At 68.1% G+C, this 16146-nt stretch carries 18 protein-coding genes; 9 read left to right on the top strand and 9 right to left on the bottom strand.

Annotated features, from left to right (window positions below; translation table 11 throughout):
* Positions 1-18 precede the first annotated feature (18 nt).
* Genes rnpA through yidC form a run of 3 tightly spaced genes read left to right on the top strand, consistent with a single transcriptional unit; the run spans position 19 to position 2259 of the window.
* Positions 19-378, top strand: coding sequence for a ribonuclease P protein component (gene rnpA / locus VF651_02390; GenBank protein HEX7964543.1), 360 nt, complete (start codon positions 19-21; stop codon positions 376-378).
* A complete protein-coding gene (gene yidD, locus VF651_02385) occupies positions 363-596 on the top strand; it encodes a membrane protein insertion efficiency factor YidD (protein ID HEX7964542.1) in 234 nt (77 codons plus the stop codon). Before rnpA ends, yidD begins: the two co-directional genes overlap by 16 nt.
* The gene (yidC, locus tag VF651_02380) at positions 589-2259 is read left to right on the top strand and encodes a membrane protein insertase YidC (GenBank protein HEX7964541.1); all 1671 of its coding nucleotides are present in this window, start codon (positions 589-591) and stop codon (positions 2257-2259) included. The genes yidD and yidC overlap by 8 nt, the downstream gene beginning before the upstream one ends.
* 141 nt (positions 2260-2400) lie before the next feature.
* Here yidC and VF651_02375 read toward each other — a convergent pair whose 3' ends face one another.
* Positions 2401-3627 carry an alpha/beta fold hydrolase gene (locus VF651_02375; GenBank protein ID HEX7964540.1) on the bottom strand — a complete coding sequence of 409 codons (1227 nt, stop codon included), beginning with the start codon at positions 3625-3627 and terminating at the stop codon, positions 2401-2403.
* 61 nt (positions 3628-3688) lie between these two features.
* Here VF651_02375 and mnmE point away from each other — a divergent pair, with 61 nt between their 5' ends.
* Genes mnmE through VF651_02360 form a run of 3 tightly spaced genes read left to right on the top strand, consistent with a single transcriptional unit; the run spans position 3689 to position 7157 of the window.
* Positions 3689-5035, top strand: coding sequence for a tRNA uridine-5-carboxymethylaminomethyl(34) synthesis GTPase MnmE (mnmE, locus tag VF651_02370; protein HEX7964539.1), 1347 nt, complete (start codon positions 3689-3691; stop codon positions 5033-5035).
* Between the two features lie 40 nt (positions 5036-5075).
* The gene (locus VF651_02365; GenBank protein HEX7964538.1) at positions 5076-5720 is read left to right on the top strand and encodes a hypothetical protein; all 645 of its coding nucleotides are present in this window, start codon (positions 5076-5078) and stop codon (positions 5718-5720) included.
* 33 nt (positions 5721-5753) lie between these two features.
* Positions 5754-7157, top strand: a complete 1404-nt coding sequence (locus VF651_02360; protein HEX7964537.1) for an amino acid permease — start codon at positions 5754-5756, stop codon at positions 7155-7157.
* Positions 7158-7160: 3 nt separating this feature from the next.
* On the opposite strand, the gene VF651_02355 is transcribed toward VF651_02360, so the two are convergent.
* The 7 genes from VF651_02355 to VF651_02325 form a co-directional block, all read right to left on the bottom strand.
* On the bottom strand, positions 7161-8441 hold the full coding sequence (locus VF651_02355; GenBank protein ID HEX7964536.1) for a cation:proton antiporter: 1281 nt from the start codon (positions 8439-8441) through the stop codon (positions 7161-7163).
* A gap of 68 nt (positions 8442-8509) precedes the next feature.
* Entirely contained in the window at positions 8510-9649 is a 1140-nt protein-coding gene (locus tag VF651_02350) for a GGDEF domain-containing protein (GenBank protein HEX7964535.1), read from the bottom strand.
* 270 nt (positions 9650-9919) lie between these two features.
* A complete protein-coding gene (locus tag VF651_02345; protein HEX7964534.1) occupies positions 9920-11095 on the bottom strand; it encodes an ABC transporter permease in 1176 nt (391 codons plus the stop codon).
* The gene (locus tag VF651_02340) at positions 11092-11820 is read right to left on the bottom strand and encodes an ATP-binding cassette domain-containing protein (GenBank protein HEX7964533.1); all 729 of its coding nucleotides are present in this window, start codon (positions 11818-11820) and stop codon (positions 11092-11094) included. Before VF651_02340 ends, VF651_02345 begins: the two co-directional genes overlap by 4 nt.
* Complete coding sequence (locus VF651_02335; GenBank protein HEX7964532.1) at positions 11817-13319, bottom strand: alpha/beta fold hydrolase; 1503 nt, start codon at positions 13317-13319, stop codon at positions 11817-11819. Before VF651_02335 ends, VF651_02340 begins: the two co-directional genes overlap by 4 nt.
* Before the next feature lie 16 nt (positions 13320-13335).
* Positions 13336-13551 (bottom strand): helix-turn-helix transcriptional regulator, encoded by a 216-nt coding sequence (locus VF651_02330; protein HEX7964531.1) that lies wholly within the window; start codon positions 13549-13551, stop codon positions 13336-13338.
* A complete protein-coding gene (locus VF651_02325; protein HEX7964530.1) occupies positions 13548-13955 on the bottom strand; it encodes a hypothetical protein in 408 nt (135 codons plus the stop codon). Before VF651_02325 ends, VF651_02330 begins: the two co-directional genes overlap by 4 nt.
* 154 nt (positions 13956-14109) lie before the next feature.
* Here VF651_02325 and VF651_02320 point away from each other — a divergent pair, with 154 nt between their 5' ends.
* The 3 genes from VF651_02320 to VF651_02310 are packed head-to-tail and all read left to right on the top strand — an operon-like array spanning position 14110 to position 15734.
* Complete coding sequence (locus tag VF651_02320; GenBank protein HEX7964529.1) at positions 14110-14496, top strand: VOC family protein; 387 nt, start codon at positions 14110-14112, stop codon at positions 14494-14496.
* 34 nt (positions 14497-14530) lie between these two features.
* The gene (locus tag VF651_02315) at positions 14531-15238 is read left to right on the top strand and encodes a class I SAM-dependent methyltransferase (GenBank protein HEX7964528.1); all 708 of its coding nucleotides are present in this window, start codon (positions 14531-14533) and stop codon (positions 15236-15238) included.
* A 46-nt stretch (positions 15239-15284) separates the two neighbouring features.
* Positions 15285-15734: a hypothetical protein gene (locus VF651_02310; protein ID HEX7964527.1), complete on the top strand. Its 450-nt coding sequence runs from the start codon at positions 15285-15287 to the stop codon at positions 15732-15734.
* Here the strand turns inward: VF651_02310 and VF651_02305 are convergent.
* Complete coding sequence (locus VF651_02305; protein HEX7964526.1) at positions 15725-16144, bottom strand: hypothetical protein; 420 nt, start codon at positions 16142-16144, stop codon at positions 15725-15727. The two genes, VF651_02310 and VF651_02305, sit on opposite strands and share 10 nt — an antisense overlap.
* Between the last annotated feature and the right edge of the window lie 2 nt (positions 16145-16146).

Below are 16146 nucleotides of genomic sequence, written 5' to 3'. Positions count from 1 at the left end.
CCACGGGACGGGACGACCATGCGTCCCGCATCGTTCCCGCGCGCGGCGCGCCTGCGCCTGCCCTCGGAGTTCAACCACGTCTTCCGCGACGGCACCCGGAGCAGCGATGCATGTTTCGTCGTGCTCGCCAGCATGAACGGCGGGGAGGGCGCGCGACTCGGCGTGGCGGTGGCGAAGAAGACCGTGGCCGGCGCCGCCAAGCGCAGCCGCATCAAGCGCGCGGTGCGCGAGAGCTTCCGACTCAACCGGGCGCTGCTGCCCGCGGTGGACGTGGTGGTGCAGGCGCGGGTCGCGGCGCGCCAGCGCGAGGCGGCCGACCTTCGCGCGAGCCTCGACTGGCACTGGCAGGAACTGATCAAGCGATGCGCAAAGCCCTGATCCTCTTCATCCAGCTCTACCGCTACACCCTGAGCCCGCTGCTCGGCACGCGCTGCCGCTTCGAGCCCAGCTGCTCGGTGTACGCGATCGAAGCCATCCGCGTGCACGGCGCCCTCAGGGGCGGCTGGCTCGCTGCGCGGCGCCTGGCGCGCTGCCATCCTTTCCACCCCGGCGGTCACGACCCGGTGCCGCACCTCGCGGAGCACCGCCATGGATAACCGTCGCATCTTCCTGCTGGCCGCGCTGGCCATCATCGGCTTCGCGCTGTACCAGACCTGGATGCTGGACTACGGCCCGCGCCCGGCGCCCGAGTCGGTACCGGCCGCCGGCACCGCGGCAGCGCCCCCGGCCAACACCGCACACGCGCCCGCCGCCGTCAGTGGGGCAGGGGTGCCGGCAGCGCCCGGCACGGCACCGGCCGCCGCGGCGGCGCTGCCCAAGGGCCAGGCCATCCACGTGCGCACCGACGTGCTGGACCTGACCCTCGACACCGCCGGCGGCGACATCCGCCGTGCCGCGCTGATCCAGTACCCGGCGACGCTCAAGGATCCGGACCAGCGGGTGCAGGTGCTGGACGACGCCGACGCGACGCTGCTGGTGCTGCAGGGGGGCCTGCAGGCCGCGCAGGGCGAGGCGCCCGCGGCGGACGCGGTCTACAGCGCGCCCCAAGCCGAGTACCTCCTGGCGGACGGCGCCGACACCCTCAAGGTGGCGCTCACGTGGAGCGACGGACACGGCCTCACGGTGGTGAAGACCTACACCCTGGGACGCGGCAGCTACCAGATCGGCGTGGACTACTCCGTGCAGAACCAGGGCAAGGCGCCCTGGACCGGCAGCGCCTGGCTGCAGTGGCAGAACCGCTACACGGCGCCCAAGACCGGACTGTTCAGCGGCGCCGGCCACTACGACTACCAGCGCTTCGCCATGCGCGGCGCGGAAGGCTACAAGCAGGAAGATTTCCCCAAGGTCGCCGAGCAGCCCGTCTCCGAGAGCGTGGACGGCGGCTGGACCGCGGTGGTGGAGCACTACTTCCTGGCGGCGATCATCCCGGCCGGGCAGCAGAAGAACCTCTACTACAGCAAGCCGGCGGGGGAGGGACGCTTCGTCACCGGCAGCGTGAGCGCGCAGAAGACCGTGGCGCCGGGCGCGGCGGCGGACTTCCCGGCCACGCTGTACGTGGGCCCGAAGCTGCAGACCAAGCTCGCGTCGGTGGCGCCGAACCTCGAGCTCACGGTGGACTACGGCAAGCTCACCATCCTGGCGGAGCCCCTGTTCTGGCTGCTGGAGCACATCGAGAAGTGGGTCGGCAACTGGGGCTGGTCGATCCTGCTGCTGACGCTGCTCATCAAGGCCGCCACCTACAAGCTCAACGAGATCAGCGGCCGCTCCATGGCGAAGATGCGGCAGGTGGGGCCGCGCATCAAGGCGCTGCAGGAGCGCTACAAGGACGACCGCCAGAAACTCAGCCAGGCGATGATGGAGCTGTACAAGAAGGAGAAGATCAACCCGGCCAGCGGCTGTCTGCCTACCGTCATCCAGATCCCGATCTTCTTCGCGCTCTACTACGTGCTGGTGGACAGCGTGGAGCTGCGCCACGCGCCCTGGATGCTATGGATCCACGACCTCTCTGCGCCGGACCCGTTCTACGTGCTGCCGGTGGTGTACGGCGTCGCCATGTTCATCCAGACCCACCTGCAGCCGCAGCCGCCGGACAAGACCCAGGCCATGATGATGAAGATCATGCCGATCGCGCTGGTGGCGCTCTACATCGTGCTGCCGTCGGGCCTGGTGCTGTACTACCTGGCGAACTCGATCATCACCATCGCGCAGCAGCGCTACATCAATCGCGTGATTGAGAAAGAATCCAAGAAGAACGACTAAAAGCTGCTGCGCTCGGCAGGGCGTTGTTGCGCTTCGGACTCGCAGTCGGTCATGCACATCAGAGTGCACTCCCTCCTGCTCGCCTCGCGTGCCTAGCCCTGCCTTCGCTCGCGACGCTTTTAGCCGATTTCATTTCGATACTCAGCTTTTTAAACGGGTGTCGATGCGCGACTTGTGCTCGAGGGTGTTGTGCACCGGGCACTTGTTCGCGATCTCCAGCAGCCGCGCCCGCTGCGCCTCGTCCAAGTCTCCTTCCAACGCGATCTCCCGCGTGAAGACGTCCATCTTCGTCTCCTTGCCGGTCTCCGCGCAGTCGCTCACGTCCTTGGCATAAGTCTTGTCGTGAGTGAGCCGCACGCTCACGCCCTTGAGCGGCAGCTGCTTGCGGTCCGCGTAGAGGCGCAGCGTGATGGCGGTGCAGGCGCCGAGCGCCGCGGTGAGCAGGCCATAGGGATCCGGTCCCGCGTCGGTGCCGCCGGACTCGCGAGGCTCATCCGCCGTGAGATGGTGCGGACCCACGTACACCTCACAGCGGTAGTGCTCCTCGTTCATGCGCACGAGCGTCTCGCCGCCGTTCGCCGGGCTCGAGAGCGGCTGCATGCCGAGCTCGCCCAGGTACTTGCTGGCCCAGGCGCCGAGGATGAGCCCCACGTACTCCGAGTCCGTCTCGCGGGTGAGCAGGTGGTCCGCCTCGTTCAGGCTGATGAAGCTCTTGGGATGCAGCGCCGCGCCGAAGATCTCGGCAGCGTTGGAGATGTCCACGGTGCCGTCGGCGGGGGAGTGGAAGACCAGCAGCGCCTTGCGCAGGTTCCTGAGGTTCGCGCGCCACGGGTGCTGCTTGAGGTCGTCCAGGAAGGCCTTCTTGAAGTGGAACTTGCGCCCCACCAGGGTCACGTCCGCCTCGCCTTGTTCCTCGATGGCCTGGCGCGCGTCGCCCAGGAGCCCGGCCACGTGCTCCGGGTTCGCCGGCGCGCCGATGGTGGCCACCGCCACCGAACTCGGGATGTCCGCGGCCGCCGCCAGCACCGCGGCGCCGCCCAGGGAGTGGCCCACCAGGATCTTGGGGGCCTCGTACTTCTCGGCCAGGAAGCGCGCGGCAGCCTTGAGGTCCGCCACGTTGCCGCTGAAGGTGGTGTCGCTGAAGTCGCCTTCGCTCTCGCCCAGCCCCGTGAAGTCGAAGCGCAGGCAGGCGATGCCCTCCCGCGCCAGGGCGCGGCTGATGTTCACGGCGGCGCGCACGTCCTTGCCGCAGGTGAAGCAGTGGGCGTAGAGGGCGTAGGCGCGCGGCCGGCCGTGGGCCGGCAGGTCCAGGCGGCCCGCCAGCAGCTTGCCGTCGGCATTGGGGAAGCGCACGGGAGTTCCAGGCATGGCCATGTACTCGGTAACGGTATGATGGGAAGAGTCTCGCCCCGGCGGACATATTTCACAAATGAGCCCCACCGAAACGATAGCCGCCATCGCGACGCCCCCCGGCCGGGGCGGCATCGGCATCGTGCGGGTCTCGGGGCCGCAGGCCGCCGTGATCGCCTATGAGCTGACCGGCGCCGCGCCCAAGCGCCGCCGCGCGCAGCTGCGGGACTTCAGGGACGAGGCGGGGGAGGTGCTGGACACGGGCCTGGTGCTGTTCTTCCCGGGACCCGATTCCTTCACCGGCGAGGACGTGCTGGAGCTGCACGGCCACGGCGGCACCGTGGTCCTGGACATGCTGCTCGGCCGGGTGCTGGAGCTGGGGGCGCGCCTCGCCCGGCCCGGCGAGTTCTCCGAGCGGGCTTTCCTCAACGACAAGCTGGACCTGGCCCAGGCGGAGGCCATCGCAGACCTGATCGACAGCGGTTCACAGCAAGCCGCGCGCGCCGCGCTGCGGTCGCTGCGGGGCGAGTTCTCCCAGCGGGTGGAGATATTGGTGGAAGCGCTCACGGTGCTGCGGGCCTACGTGGAGGCGGCCATCGACTTCCCGGACGAGGAGGTAGACTTCCTCACCGAGGGCGACGTGGCCGGGCGTCTCGCCGCCATCCGCAACGACTTCGAGGAGCTCGCGGCCGCCGCGAAGCAGGGCAGCCTCATGCGCGAGGGGCTCACGGCGGTGATCGCGGGCCGGCCCAACGCCGGCAAGTCGAGCCTGCTCAACCGGCTCGCGGGCCACGAGGCCGCCATCGTCACGGACATCCCCGGCACCACCCGCGACGTGCTGCGCGAGCGCATGGACATCGAGGGACTGCCGCTGCAGCTCATCGACACCGCGGGCCTCCGGGAGAGCGGCGACGCGGTGGAGCAGGAGGGCGTGCGCCGCGCCTGGACGGAGATGGAGAAGGCGGACCGGGTGCTGCTGGTGGTGGACAGCACACAGGGGTTGACGGAAGACGACCGGGACATCCTGGAGCGGCTGCCCAGGAGCCTCAAGGCCACGGTCATCTACAACAAGATCGACCTCACGGGCCAGCGGGAGGCGGAGGACGAGCTGGACGGGACGGCGAGCGTCTGGGTGTCTGCCAAGACGGGGCAGGGCATGGACCTCTTGCGCGCGCATCTCAAGCGCGCCGCCGGTTTCGAGCAGCTCGGCGAGGATGCCTTCACCGCCCGCCGCCGTCACCTGGATGCGCTCAAGCGGGCGCGTGAACACTTGGAGGAAGCGCGCCAGCACGTGGAGTCACGCGCCGGTGAGTTGATCGCCGAAGAGTTGAGGTTGGCTCAGCTTTGCCTCAGCGAGATCACCGGCGAGTTCACCAGTGATGACCTATTGGGACGCATCTTCTCGAGTTTCTGCATCGGTAAATAGGACTACACTTGTTGGGGGTATCAGTCATGAGGGGGAAATCATGAATATCCGCAATGCGATGCTATTTGTCGGGACACTGTTCTTCGTCCTGGGCTGCCACCAGGCACATGAACGGGCAGTGACGGGGAAGACTCGCCCACAAATCGATGAGGACGAGGTGAGGTTCTACGTCGTCGCGCCTATAAAGTCCGAGAACGTGGGTTACGTCACCGCCGAGGCGCATCAGTTCACACATAGCGGGCGCGTCGGCAATCTGATTCAAGAGCTGCGTAGCGGCGCCGCCGAAGTAGGCGCGAATGGTGTGGTGCTGGATCGCTCCCAGGTCAGCATGCCCTCCGAACTGATGACTAGTGCGCCGTTGACCTCCGATGGCGCCGAAGCTGTCCTTAATACCGACGAGAACTTGCGTGCGCAAATCATCTATGTCTACGCTGACGACGATCCTCCTCGTAAGGTAGCCGCCGAGATGGCGCCAGCGGCAGAAGCTGCCCCGGCCCCGGCACCTGCCGCAACGGCGCGACCCAAGTCGGGTATCTCCTATGCGACGGTGGTGGTTAACGACACGGGGGATCCAGCCAAGAATCTTTCCATCGCCAACCGCACCTGCCACAAGTTGGGCAAGGTGGCGCAGCGGGATGAGGTCAGGACAGACGGGACAATCACTTATCTGTGCGTGGATGAATAGCGAGATAGCTGCATAGCCGAAGTGGAGGCCAGCATGGGGATGGGATCGCGGCTTTCCAGACGTAAGTCCATCGAGCAGCTTCAGAGAGAGGCGGGGGAGGGCCGGCAGTTCCGCCGCGTGCTGGGCCTCTGGCAGCTCACGGCCATCGGCCTCGGCGGCATCATCGGCGTGGGCATCTTCGTGTTGACCGGTGTGGTGGCGGCGACCCAGGCGGGACCGGCGGTGCTCGTGTCCTTCGTGCTCGCCGGCATCGCCAGCGCCGCGGCGGCGCTCTGCTACGCGGAGTTCGCCGGCATGCTGCCCGTGAGCGGCAGCGCCTATACCTACGGCTACGCGGTGCTGGGGGAGTTCGCCGCCTGGCTCCTGGGCTGGGACCTCCTGCTCTGCTACGCGCTCATCGTCGCCGTGGTGGCGGCGGGCTGGTCCGGCTATGTGCAGGCCCTGCTCGGCGCAGCCGGCATCCAGTTACCCGCTTGGGCCCAGGGCGCGGCGGGCAGCGGGCCGGGCCACGCCTTCGACCTCATCGCCTCGGGGGTGGCGCTCGCCATCGCTCTCCTGCTCACGGTCCGCACGGAGTGGGGCGCGCGCTTCAACACCGCCATCGTGGCGGTGAAGATCGGCGGCGTGCTGCTGGTGATCGTCGCGGGCGTCTCCTATATAGAGCCGGCGAACTGGACGCCGTTCATGCCCTTCGGCTTCTCCGGCGTGCTGGCGGGGGCGGCGGTGGTGTTCTTCGCGGTGTTCGGCTACGACACCCTCACCACCGCGGCGGAGGAGGCGAAGGACCCGCAGCGGGACCTGCCCTGGGCGGTGGTGTTGTCCTTAGGGATAGCGATGGTGCTCTACCTCGGCATGTCCCTGGTGCTCACGGGCATCGTGCCTTCCTCGACCCTCAACAACGCGGCGCCGGTGGCGAACGCGTTCGCCGCCATCGGCCTGCGCTGGGTCATGGTGGCGGTGTCCGCGGCCGCCATCACCGGCATCACCAGCGTGCTGTTCGCGAACATGCTGGCCGGGGCGCGCATCGGCTTCGCGCTGTCCCGCGACGGGCTCCTGCCGGGATGGTTCGCGGCGGTACACCCGCGCTTTCGCACGCCGCACCGGGCGACGCTGGTCTTGGGCGTGGTGACGGCGATCGCAGCGGGCCTCTTCCCGCTCACGGTGGTGGCGCAGCTCGTTAACTTCGGCATGCTGGCGGCCTTCGCCGTCATCTGCGCCGCTGTGGTTATGCTGCGCCGCGCGCGGCCTGAGTTGCCCCGCAGCTTCCGCGTGCCCTGGGTACCGTGGGTGCCGGCGGTGGGCGTGGTGTTCTCGCTCTGGCTGATCTGGGGCCTGCCGCTCGGCGTGTGGGCGGGCTTCGCCGCCTGGATGCTGTTGGGCGTCGCGGTGTATTTCGCCTACGGCATCCGGCACAGCCGCCTGGCGGCAGAGGTTTGAACGTCAGGCCTCGATGCCGCGCGGCACCGCGTGGCCCATGCGCGGCAGCAGCAGGCGCAGCAGCGGGCCGGTCATGAGGTTGGTCACCACCGCCATGATCACCAGCATGGTGAAGGCGTCCCGGGGGATGATGCCCAGGTCATAGCCGATGTTGAGCGCGATGAGCTCCATCAGGCCCCGGGTGTTCATGAGCGAGCCCAAGATCCAGGACTGGGTGTTGTCGAAGCCTGCCGCGCGGCCCGCCAGATACACCGGCAGTATCTTGCCGCCGATGCCCGCCGCGAGGATCACGGCCAGCCAGCCGAGCGCGGCGCCGCTGGAGAGGGCGGTGATATCGGTGCGCAGGCCGGTGAAGGTGAAGAACACCGGCAGGAAGAACACCATCACGAACGTGCCCACCTGCTTGCGCCAGGCCTCCACGAAGGCCGCGTGGGGCTGGAACACCATCCCCAAGGCGAAGCCGCCGAAGATGGCGAAGATGCCGATCTTGTAGGTGCAGATGCCCGCCAGGAAGATCAGCGCCGTCACCATGGCCATGAGGTTGGAAGGCAGCAGGCCCTGGCGCGGCGGGTAGCGGCGCACCAGCCAGGCCGCCAGCGGTCGCACCACGCAGTACATGGCCAGCACGAACGCGAGCAGCGCACCGAGCTGCCAGAGCACGTGCAGCCCGGAGAACTGCGCGGCGGCGTAGGCGGCCACGCCCGCCAGCAGCAGCCAGCCCACCACGTCGTTGATGGCGGCGGCGGAGATCGCCACCACCCCGACGGCGGTCTCGCCCAGGGCGAACTCGCGCATGATGCGTCCCAGCACCGGCATGGCGGTTATGGCGAGCGCCACGCCGCAGAACAGGCTGAACGGCAGCGGGCCGGCGTCCGGCACCAGCGCGGGCGCCGACCACTGACCCACCATGAAGCCGAGCATCAGCGGCACGCCGATGGAGGCGGCCGCCACCACCAGCACGCCGCGGCGGTTGCGCGGCTGGCTCAGCAGGTGGAACTCCGCGTCGAGGCCGATCTGGAACATGAGGAAGATGAGGCCGATCTGGCTGATGATCGGTATGGTCGGCGGCACGTGCGCGCCGAACAGCGCCAGGGAGGCCTGCGGGAAGAGGTGGCCGAGCAGGGAGGGGCCGAGCATGAGGCCCGCGACGATCTCGCCCACCACGCCCGGCTGGCCGAGCCGGCGCGCCAGCGTGTGCATGAGCCGCGCCGCCAGGATCATGACGATGAGCTGGACCATGATCGTGAACAGCAGGTCTTCGGCCTGATGGACTGAGGAGTTCACGCGCACGCCCCCTGTGAGAGGCGATCAGTCTCCCACAACCGGGACTCCTCATATAGACGCGGGACGTCTCAGGCGTGAGCGGTCTTCACCCGGTCGCGGCCCGCCTGCTTGGCCTGGTACAGCGCCTGGTCGGCGCGCGCGAGGCTGGCGCGCAGGTCATCGCCGGGGCGGAACGCAGCGATGCCGCAGGACACCGTGAGCTGCACCGGCACGCCGGCGGCCTGGAAGGGCATCTCCGCCACGCGGCGGCGGATGCGGTCCACGCACATGTGCGCGCCGTCGAGGCTGGTCTCGGGCATCACCAGCAGGAACTCCTCGCCGCCGTAGCGCCCGAAGTTCTGGCCGCCCTCGGCGCCGTCCGCGTCGTCGCGGCCCATCCGGTCGAGCGCGCGGACCTCCGCGAGCACGCGCACCGCGAACTGCTGCAGCACCTCGTCGCCGCCCAGATGGCCGTGGCGGTCGTTCACTTCCTTGAAGTGGTCCAGGTCCATGAGGCAGAGGCTGAAGCCGCGGCCGGTGCGCTGCGCGCGCAGCTGCTCCTGCTCCAGGATCTGCATGATGTGGCGGCGGTTGTAGGTGCCGGTGAGGTCGTCATGGATGGCGAGCCGCCGGTTCTTGGCGAGCGCGGCGTTCAGTTCCGCGTTGCGCCGGGACACGGTCTCGCGCAGCTTGCCGACGTAGCTGCCGAAGAACGCGAGCCAGATGAGCGTGACCGAGAGCACCACGAACTGCAGCGCCTCCAGCGGCAGCGGGATGCCGTTGTCCTGGCGGTACACGTCGCGCAGCACCACGAAGCCGTAGCCGGTGACCACCAGCGCGGTGAGCGAGAGGTACTCGCGCCGCCGCAGGCGGAACACGCCGAACAGGAACACCACCACGTAGAGCAGCAGCAGGATGCCGCGCACCTTCGGCGCGAGAGCCATCAGCAGCATCACCCAGAAAGTGGCCACCACCATCTGCGGCAGCGTGAGGCTGGGGTCGGGCCAATAATGGTTGAGGCCGGAGCGGATGAGGCCGTAGAAGGCCAGGTTGCAGACGAGGCAGAGCAGGGCGGCCAGCAGGAACTGGGTGCGGGTCACGTCCACCAGGCCCAGGGAGTAGCAGTAATAGGTGAGCGAGATCCAAATGACGTAGGAAAGCGCCGCCATGAAGAAGCGCTTGATCCTGAGTGCCTGCTTGGCATCCTCCGGCAGCAGTTTCCAGCCCACGGGACCTTCCAGAAGCGATATACGCCCAGCCTCAGGGTGCCACAGGCGGGGCGCAGGGTCGGGCGGCTTGTCGCCGGATTACTACCGTTCAGCGGATATTTAACCTAATACCACCCCAAAGCTGCTGCGCTCGGCAGGGCGTTGTTGCGCTTCAGACTCGCAGTCGGTCATGCACTCAAATGTGCACTCCCTCCTGCTCGCCTCGCGCGCCTAGCCCTGCCGTCGCTCGCGACGCTTTGGGTGGTAGTTCTGTTGGACTTGTTTCGGTGTTTAACCCAGGATCCGCTCGCGCCGATAGAGCCAGATGGCGAGACCGGTCAGGCCGAAGCCCGCCACCAGGGTGCTCACGACGGAGAGCACCACGAACAGCGGTTTCAGAGCATCGCCCTTGATGAGCGCGGTGATGAGCACGTCCTGGCTCATGGAGGGCAACAGCATCATCCACCAGGAGGGTTCCATGGGGAACAGGATCAGGCCCATCACCGGCACCAGCGGCACCAGCATGATGAAGGAGAGCCAGGTCTGGGCTTCCTTGTAACTCTTGGTGAAGGAAGCCACCACCGACAACAGGCCGGCGATGAACAGGCAGAACGGCAGGCACACCAGGAAGGTGATGAGCGCGTTGGCGGGCGTGATGTCCACCGAGATGCCGACCTTGGCCGCCGGGATCAGCCGCTGGCACCACAGCAGCGCCGCGATGTCGATGAACAGGGAGACCGCCGAGAACAGCGTCACCGCCGAGAGCTTGCCCAGCACCAGGGTGCTGCGCGGCACCGCGGTGGTGAGCAGGGGTTCCAGCGAACCGCGCTCGCGCTCGCCGGCGGTGCTGTCGATGGCGAGGTAGAACGCGCCGAGGATGGCGGCGAACAGCAGGAAGTACGGCATCATGCCGAGCAGCAGCACCGCGCGGGACTGGGGCGTGGACACGTCGGCGTTCTCCACCACCACCGGTTCCACGGCGCGCGGATCCACGCCGCGCGCCAAGAGGCGCAGCACCGCCACCGAGCGCGCGTAATCCTCCACCACGCCGCGGGCCCGGCCGATGTTCTTGGCGGAGGTATCGCGCGACTTGTCCATGATGAGCTGCACCGCCGCGGGCTTGCCGGCAGCGAAGGCCTGCGCGTAGCCCTCCGGCACCACCAGCACCACGTCCAGCTTGCCGGTCTTGACCGCCGTACGCGGGTCCGCGGGCGCCGCCTCGGTCTTCATGTTGTGCTGGTGGATGTAGTCCATGAGCCCCGGCGCGCGCTCGGCGCCCTGCACCGCGAGCGTGTAACTCTGGTCCAGGTCCGCCACCTGGCGGTTGATGACCGTGCTCATCATGATGGTGTAGAACAGGGGCCCGAACAGCGGGCCGAACACCAGCACCGTGAGCAGCGTGCGGCGGTCCCTCAGGTTGTCGACGGCTTCCTTGTAGAAGACCGCAAGGTATTTACGCAAGTTCATGCCGCCACCTCCGCGCCGCACAGCTTCACGAAGGCCTCCTCCAGGTCGCTCTCTCCGGTCAGCTTGCGCAGCTCGTCCGGCGTGCCACGGGCCACGATGCGGCCGTGGGCGATGATGACGATGCCGTCGCAGAGCGCCGCCACCTCCTGCATCACGTGGCTGGAGAACAGCACGCAGTGCCCGGCGTCGCGCAGCTTGCGGATGAGCGCCCGCAGTGCGCGGGTGGCCATCACGTCCAGGCCGTTGGTGGGCTCATCCAGCACCAGGTTGCGAGGGCCGTGCACCATGGCGCGGGCCAGCGCGACCTTGATTTTCTGGCCCTGGGAGAAGCCCTTGGCCGGGCGGTCGGCGAACTCGCCGATCTCCAGGAGCTCCACCAGCTCGGCGATGCGGCGCTTGAGCGCCTCGCCGGAGATGCCGTTGAGTTCGCCGTAGTAGCGGATGTTCTCCCGTGCCGTGAGGCGCGGGTAGAGGCCACTGAGGTGCGGCAGCACCCCCAGCGCCATGCGCGCGCGGTTGCCGTCCGCCGTCACGTCGGCGCCGTCCACCCGCACCGTGCCGGCGCCGGGCTTGAGCACCGTGGAGACGATGCGCAGGGTGGTGGACTTGCCCGCGCCGTTGGGGCCGAGCAGGCCGGTGATGCGGCCGTCCGGCGCGGAGAAACTCACGCCCTGGACGGCCTGTACGGCGCCGAAGCTCTTCTGCAGGTCGGTCACTTCGATCATGGTTTCGGCCCCGAGAAATTCACGAAGAAGGGGAAGGGTTTCATGTCTTTGACGCAGGTCGTGTCCAGGCCTTTGACCGCGGCAGCGTCCACGAACTGGCTCACGATGCGCGGCACGCAGCCGCGGAACACGTTGCCGTGGCCCTGGCCCGGCACCACCAGCGCGAGGCTGTTGGAGAGCGTCCTGGCGGCGCGCGCGGCGTTCGCCGGCGGCGTGATGGGATCGTCCTCGCCCGAGAGCAGCAGCACCGGCTTCTCGGACCTCACCGGCTGTTTGAAATCCGGCGCCATCACGCCCCGCGGCCAGACCTTGCACGACTTCACGAGCACGTCGAGGGTGGCGGCGCCCAGATAAGTGTCCTTGAGCGCGGCGGCGTGGGCCGCGTCCGGCGCCAGGAACGGTGCGTCCTCGGTGCAGAGCACCGAGGAGGACATGCCCTCGGCGAAGCTCTCCTGGATCTCACCGGTGAAGATGAGCGCGGTGGCCATGAGCGGTGCGTAGTCGTGCCCGGCGGCGGCCTGGTGGATGAGCAACGGCAGGAGCGAAGCGGTCTCGCTCTGGTAGCTCATGAGTCTCACCGCCCCAGCCACTTTCTCCCAGGTGAGGGTCTCGCTGCGGGGCGAGCCGTCCAGCGGGTCGCGCAGGGTGACGGCGGCGGGGCGCGCCGTGAGTTCCCTCTGCAGGGCGGCGAAGTCCGCGGCCGGGTCGGGGAAGGCCTGGTGGCAGGCCGGGTCCTGGCCACAGCGGGTGAAGATGAGCCCGAGGGAGCGTTGCGCGTCCAGCGACACGTCCGGCCCGAGCGCCAGGTCCGCCGGCACCACGCCGTCCAGCACCACGCTGCGGGTGTGCTCGGGATAGGCGCGCAAGTACTGCAGCGCCACCCGCGTGCCGTAGGAGATGCCATACAGGTCCACGCTGGCATAGCCCATGGCGGCGCGCACCGCATCCAGGTCCTGCACCGCCACGCTGGTGGTGTAGAAATGCGGGTCGCCGGGAAGCTGCCTGAGGCAGTTGGCCGCCGCCTCGGCGATGGCGGTGTCGCCGGACTCGACGTCCGCTGCGAGCTTCGGGCAGTCCATGCGGTTGGAGCCGCCGGTGCCGCGCTGGTCCACCAGCACCACGTCCCGTTCGCTGCGGATGCGGTCGAAGGCCGCCGCCTCCTGCACGAAGGACTCGGTGGAGGCCTGGCCCGGGCCGCCGGCGATGTAGAAGAACGCGTCGGGCTGGGCCTGGCTGCTGCGCGCCTTGAGCAGCGCGACCTTGAGCCCGACCTGCTTGCCGCCCGGATGCTGCCGGTCCTCCGGCACCATGAAGGTGGCGCAGCGCGCCTGCAGGTGCGTGGCGGCATCCGCCGCACCGATCTGGCACTCGTGGAACTCCAGCGGCGCGGCATGGGCGGCGCGGCCCGCGGCGGTGGCGGCGAAGGCCGCGAGTCCATAGAGCAGGATCAGGGTCTGCACGCGGGCGGCGCGCATGGGCAGGGAGCGGTGTTTGCGCATGTCGTGGCGTTCCGTTTCAGGGATTGGGCGGAGCGGCATCCGCCTCGAACAGGAAGATCTCATCCATGGGGCGGCCGAACAGCCGCGAGATGCTGAACGCGAGCTGCAGGCTGGGATCGTATTTCTCGGTCTCCAGCGCATTGATGGTCTGGCGCGAGACGTTGAGGCGCTCCGCCAGCTCCGCCTGGGTCCAGCGGCGCTCGGCGCGCAGCACGTGGATGCGGTTCTTCACTTGTAGCGGCACCACAGCACGCAACCGTAGGCGCCCCAGACCAGGTCGATGAGGACGAAGGTCCACCAGGCGGCGATGTGGGGGAAGCCGGCGAACTGCTCGAGGAAGCCGTAGGTGAGGCTGAAGAAGGCGGTGATGCCGGCGGCCACCGCCAGCGCCTCCAGGTGCACCCGCCGCTGCAGCTCGTCCGCCTGCATCAGGAAGCGGTACAGGGAGCCCATCACCCAGATCACCGGCAGGGTGGGCAAGAGGGCCAGGGTGATCTGCAGGGCGCCGGGCGGGGTCGCCTTGAGCAGCTTGGTGCAGACGAGCAGCGTCACCAGGTACAGGGTCATGGCCACGATCACGTGGCTGCGGTGGCGACGGGCGGCGGCGTCGGGGGAAAGGCGGGGCTTGGTGTTCATGGGGACAAAAAGTAGAACATACCTGACAGGATGTCAAGTATTATTGACTTTTAGTCAAAGTTAGCAGACATTATATATACCTGCCGTGGGGCCTGAGCTGGCGGAGTTACGGGGCGGCGGAGGGCCGCTATCCTTGGCGGCAAAGGGGGACGCGATGCCACGGGTCATCCACTTCGAGATCCACGCGGACGAGCCGCAGCGGGCCATCCGCTTCTACCATTCGGTGTTCGGCTGGGAATTCGTGAAGTTCCCCAACGCCATCACCGATTATTGGGTGGTGAAGACCGGCGAGGCCAGCCAGCCCGGCATCGACGGCGGCCTGCTGAAGCGCGACATCCATTTCGAGGGCGTCGGCACCACCGCGTTCGTGTGCACCATCGCGGTCCCGGACCTGGACGTGTACCTCATGAAGGTCAACACCAGCGGCGGGCAGCCCGCCCGCGAGCGCATGGCGGTGGCGGGGGTGGGCTGGCTCGCCTACTGCAAGGACACCGAGGGCAACCTGTTCGGTATGATGCAGGCCGACGCCGGCGCCAAGTGAGCCGGCCGCATCTTTCATAGGCGGGAGAGAGTCCATGGATCGCGACGCGCTCATCAAGCAGGTCCGCCAGCTCGGGCCGTGGTTCCACCAGGTGGACGTTGGCCAGGGGGTGAAGACCCGCGACGTGGCGGCGCTGCAGGGCCCGCAACCGCCGGACCACCCGATGCCGCGCTGGCTCAAGATCAAGGACGCGCTGCCGCAGGACATGCGCGGCATGAACATCTTCGACATCGGCAGCAGCGACGGCTTCTTCAGCGTGGAGATGCACAGGCGCGGCGCCAAGCACATCCTCAGCATGGATGCGGACAAGCGCTCGGTGGAGCGGCTCAAGTGGCTGAAGAAACAGCTCAAGCTCAGCAGCGTCGAGCCGGTGTACGGCGACATCTACAAGCTGGACCGCGGCATCGGCAAGTTCGACATGGTGTTCATGTTCGCGCTGCTCTACCACCTCAAGGAACCGCTGCTCGGCCTGGAGAAGCTGGCGCCGCTGTCGGACGTGCTCTGCATCGAGACCATCGCCAACCCCAACGAGAACAAATCCTTCCTGCTGCTCCGCCCGCCGACCGAGGGCGTGAACCAGAACCCGAAATGGATCCCCACTACACGCTGCCTGAAGGATATGCTGAAGTGGGTGGGCTATCAGCACGTGGTGGAGATCGCCGATGCCAGCGACGGCCGCCCGATCTACGTGGCTTACAAGGACGGCGCAGATCTCAGCCGCTGGAAGCTCCCGGCGCATTGAGCAGGCCATGGACCGACGGCACGTGAGGACTGCGGCGATAGCGGGCTTGGCTCTCTTGCTCGCAGCGTGCGGCGTGGCGCCGATGCGGGGAGACGCGCCGGTGCGGCTCGCAGCGGGCCAGGGCCTGGCGGCGGTGACCTTCGATACCCTCGACTCGCTCTCCGAGGTGCTCATCGACGGGCGCAGCGGCACGCGCCTGCGCATCCCGGAGGTGCCGGTGGGCCGCAGCATCTACCTCTTCGCGGTACCCGCCGGCGAGTACTGCTTCGAGAGGTTCCAGTACGCCCACATCGCCTTCGTCGGCAAGCGCGGCCACCTGGCCTGCTTCGACGTGTATGCGGGCGAGCTCTCCTACAGCGGCACGCTGGCGCCCCGCACCGAAGGCGACGAGATCGTGAACCGTCAGGTGCAGGATGCCGCGGGATTCCGCACGCTGCTGACGCAGCAGTACCCGCAGGTCAGCGCCGAGTTCCCGCCCAAGCCCGATCAGCCCTGAACGCTGCCGCCCACCAGGGCGACACCCGCGGTGATGAGCAGGGCGGAGACGCCCTTCTGCAGCAGGTTGCGGGCCGAGAGATCCTCACGCCCGTACTTGGGCATGAACAGCGTGAGCAGCACGCCCAGGCCGAAGATGAACAGGGTGGTGGTGCCGCTGATGGCCTGCACCAGGCTGAGCGGCGCGAGCATCAGCGCATAGCGCGCGCCCAGGTTGCCGCCGAGGTTTATGAGCTCGTTGGCGGCGTTGATGCCGGCCACCGCGCCGGGATGGCGCCTGAAGAGACCGAAGAACTCGCGGCGCATCACCGGCAGCGCCAACACGCCGAAGCCGAACAGCGCCTCGCCCGCGTAGCTCCAGAACGCGCTGCTCCAGAATGCGGTGTCCTCCGCCGTCGCCTTGAAGATCACCG

The sequence above is a fragment of the Gammaproteobacteria bacterium genome (assembly GCA_036383255.1).
In the GTDB taxonomy this organism is placed as follows: domain Bacteria; phylum Pseudomonadota; class Gammaproteobacteria; order Natronospirales; family REEB76; genus DASUBN01.
This window is presented reverse-complemented; position numbering and strand designations above follow the sequence as displayed.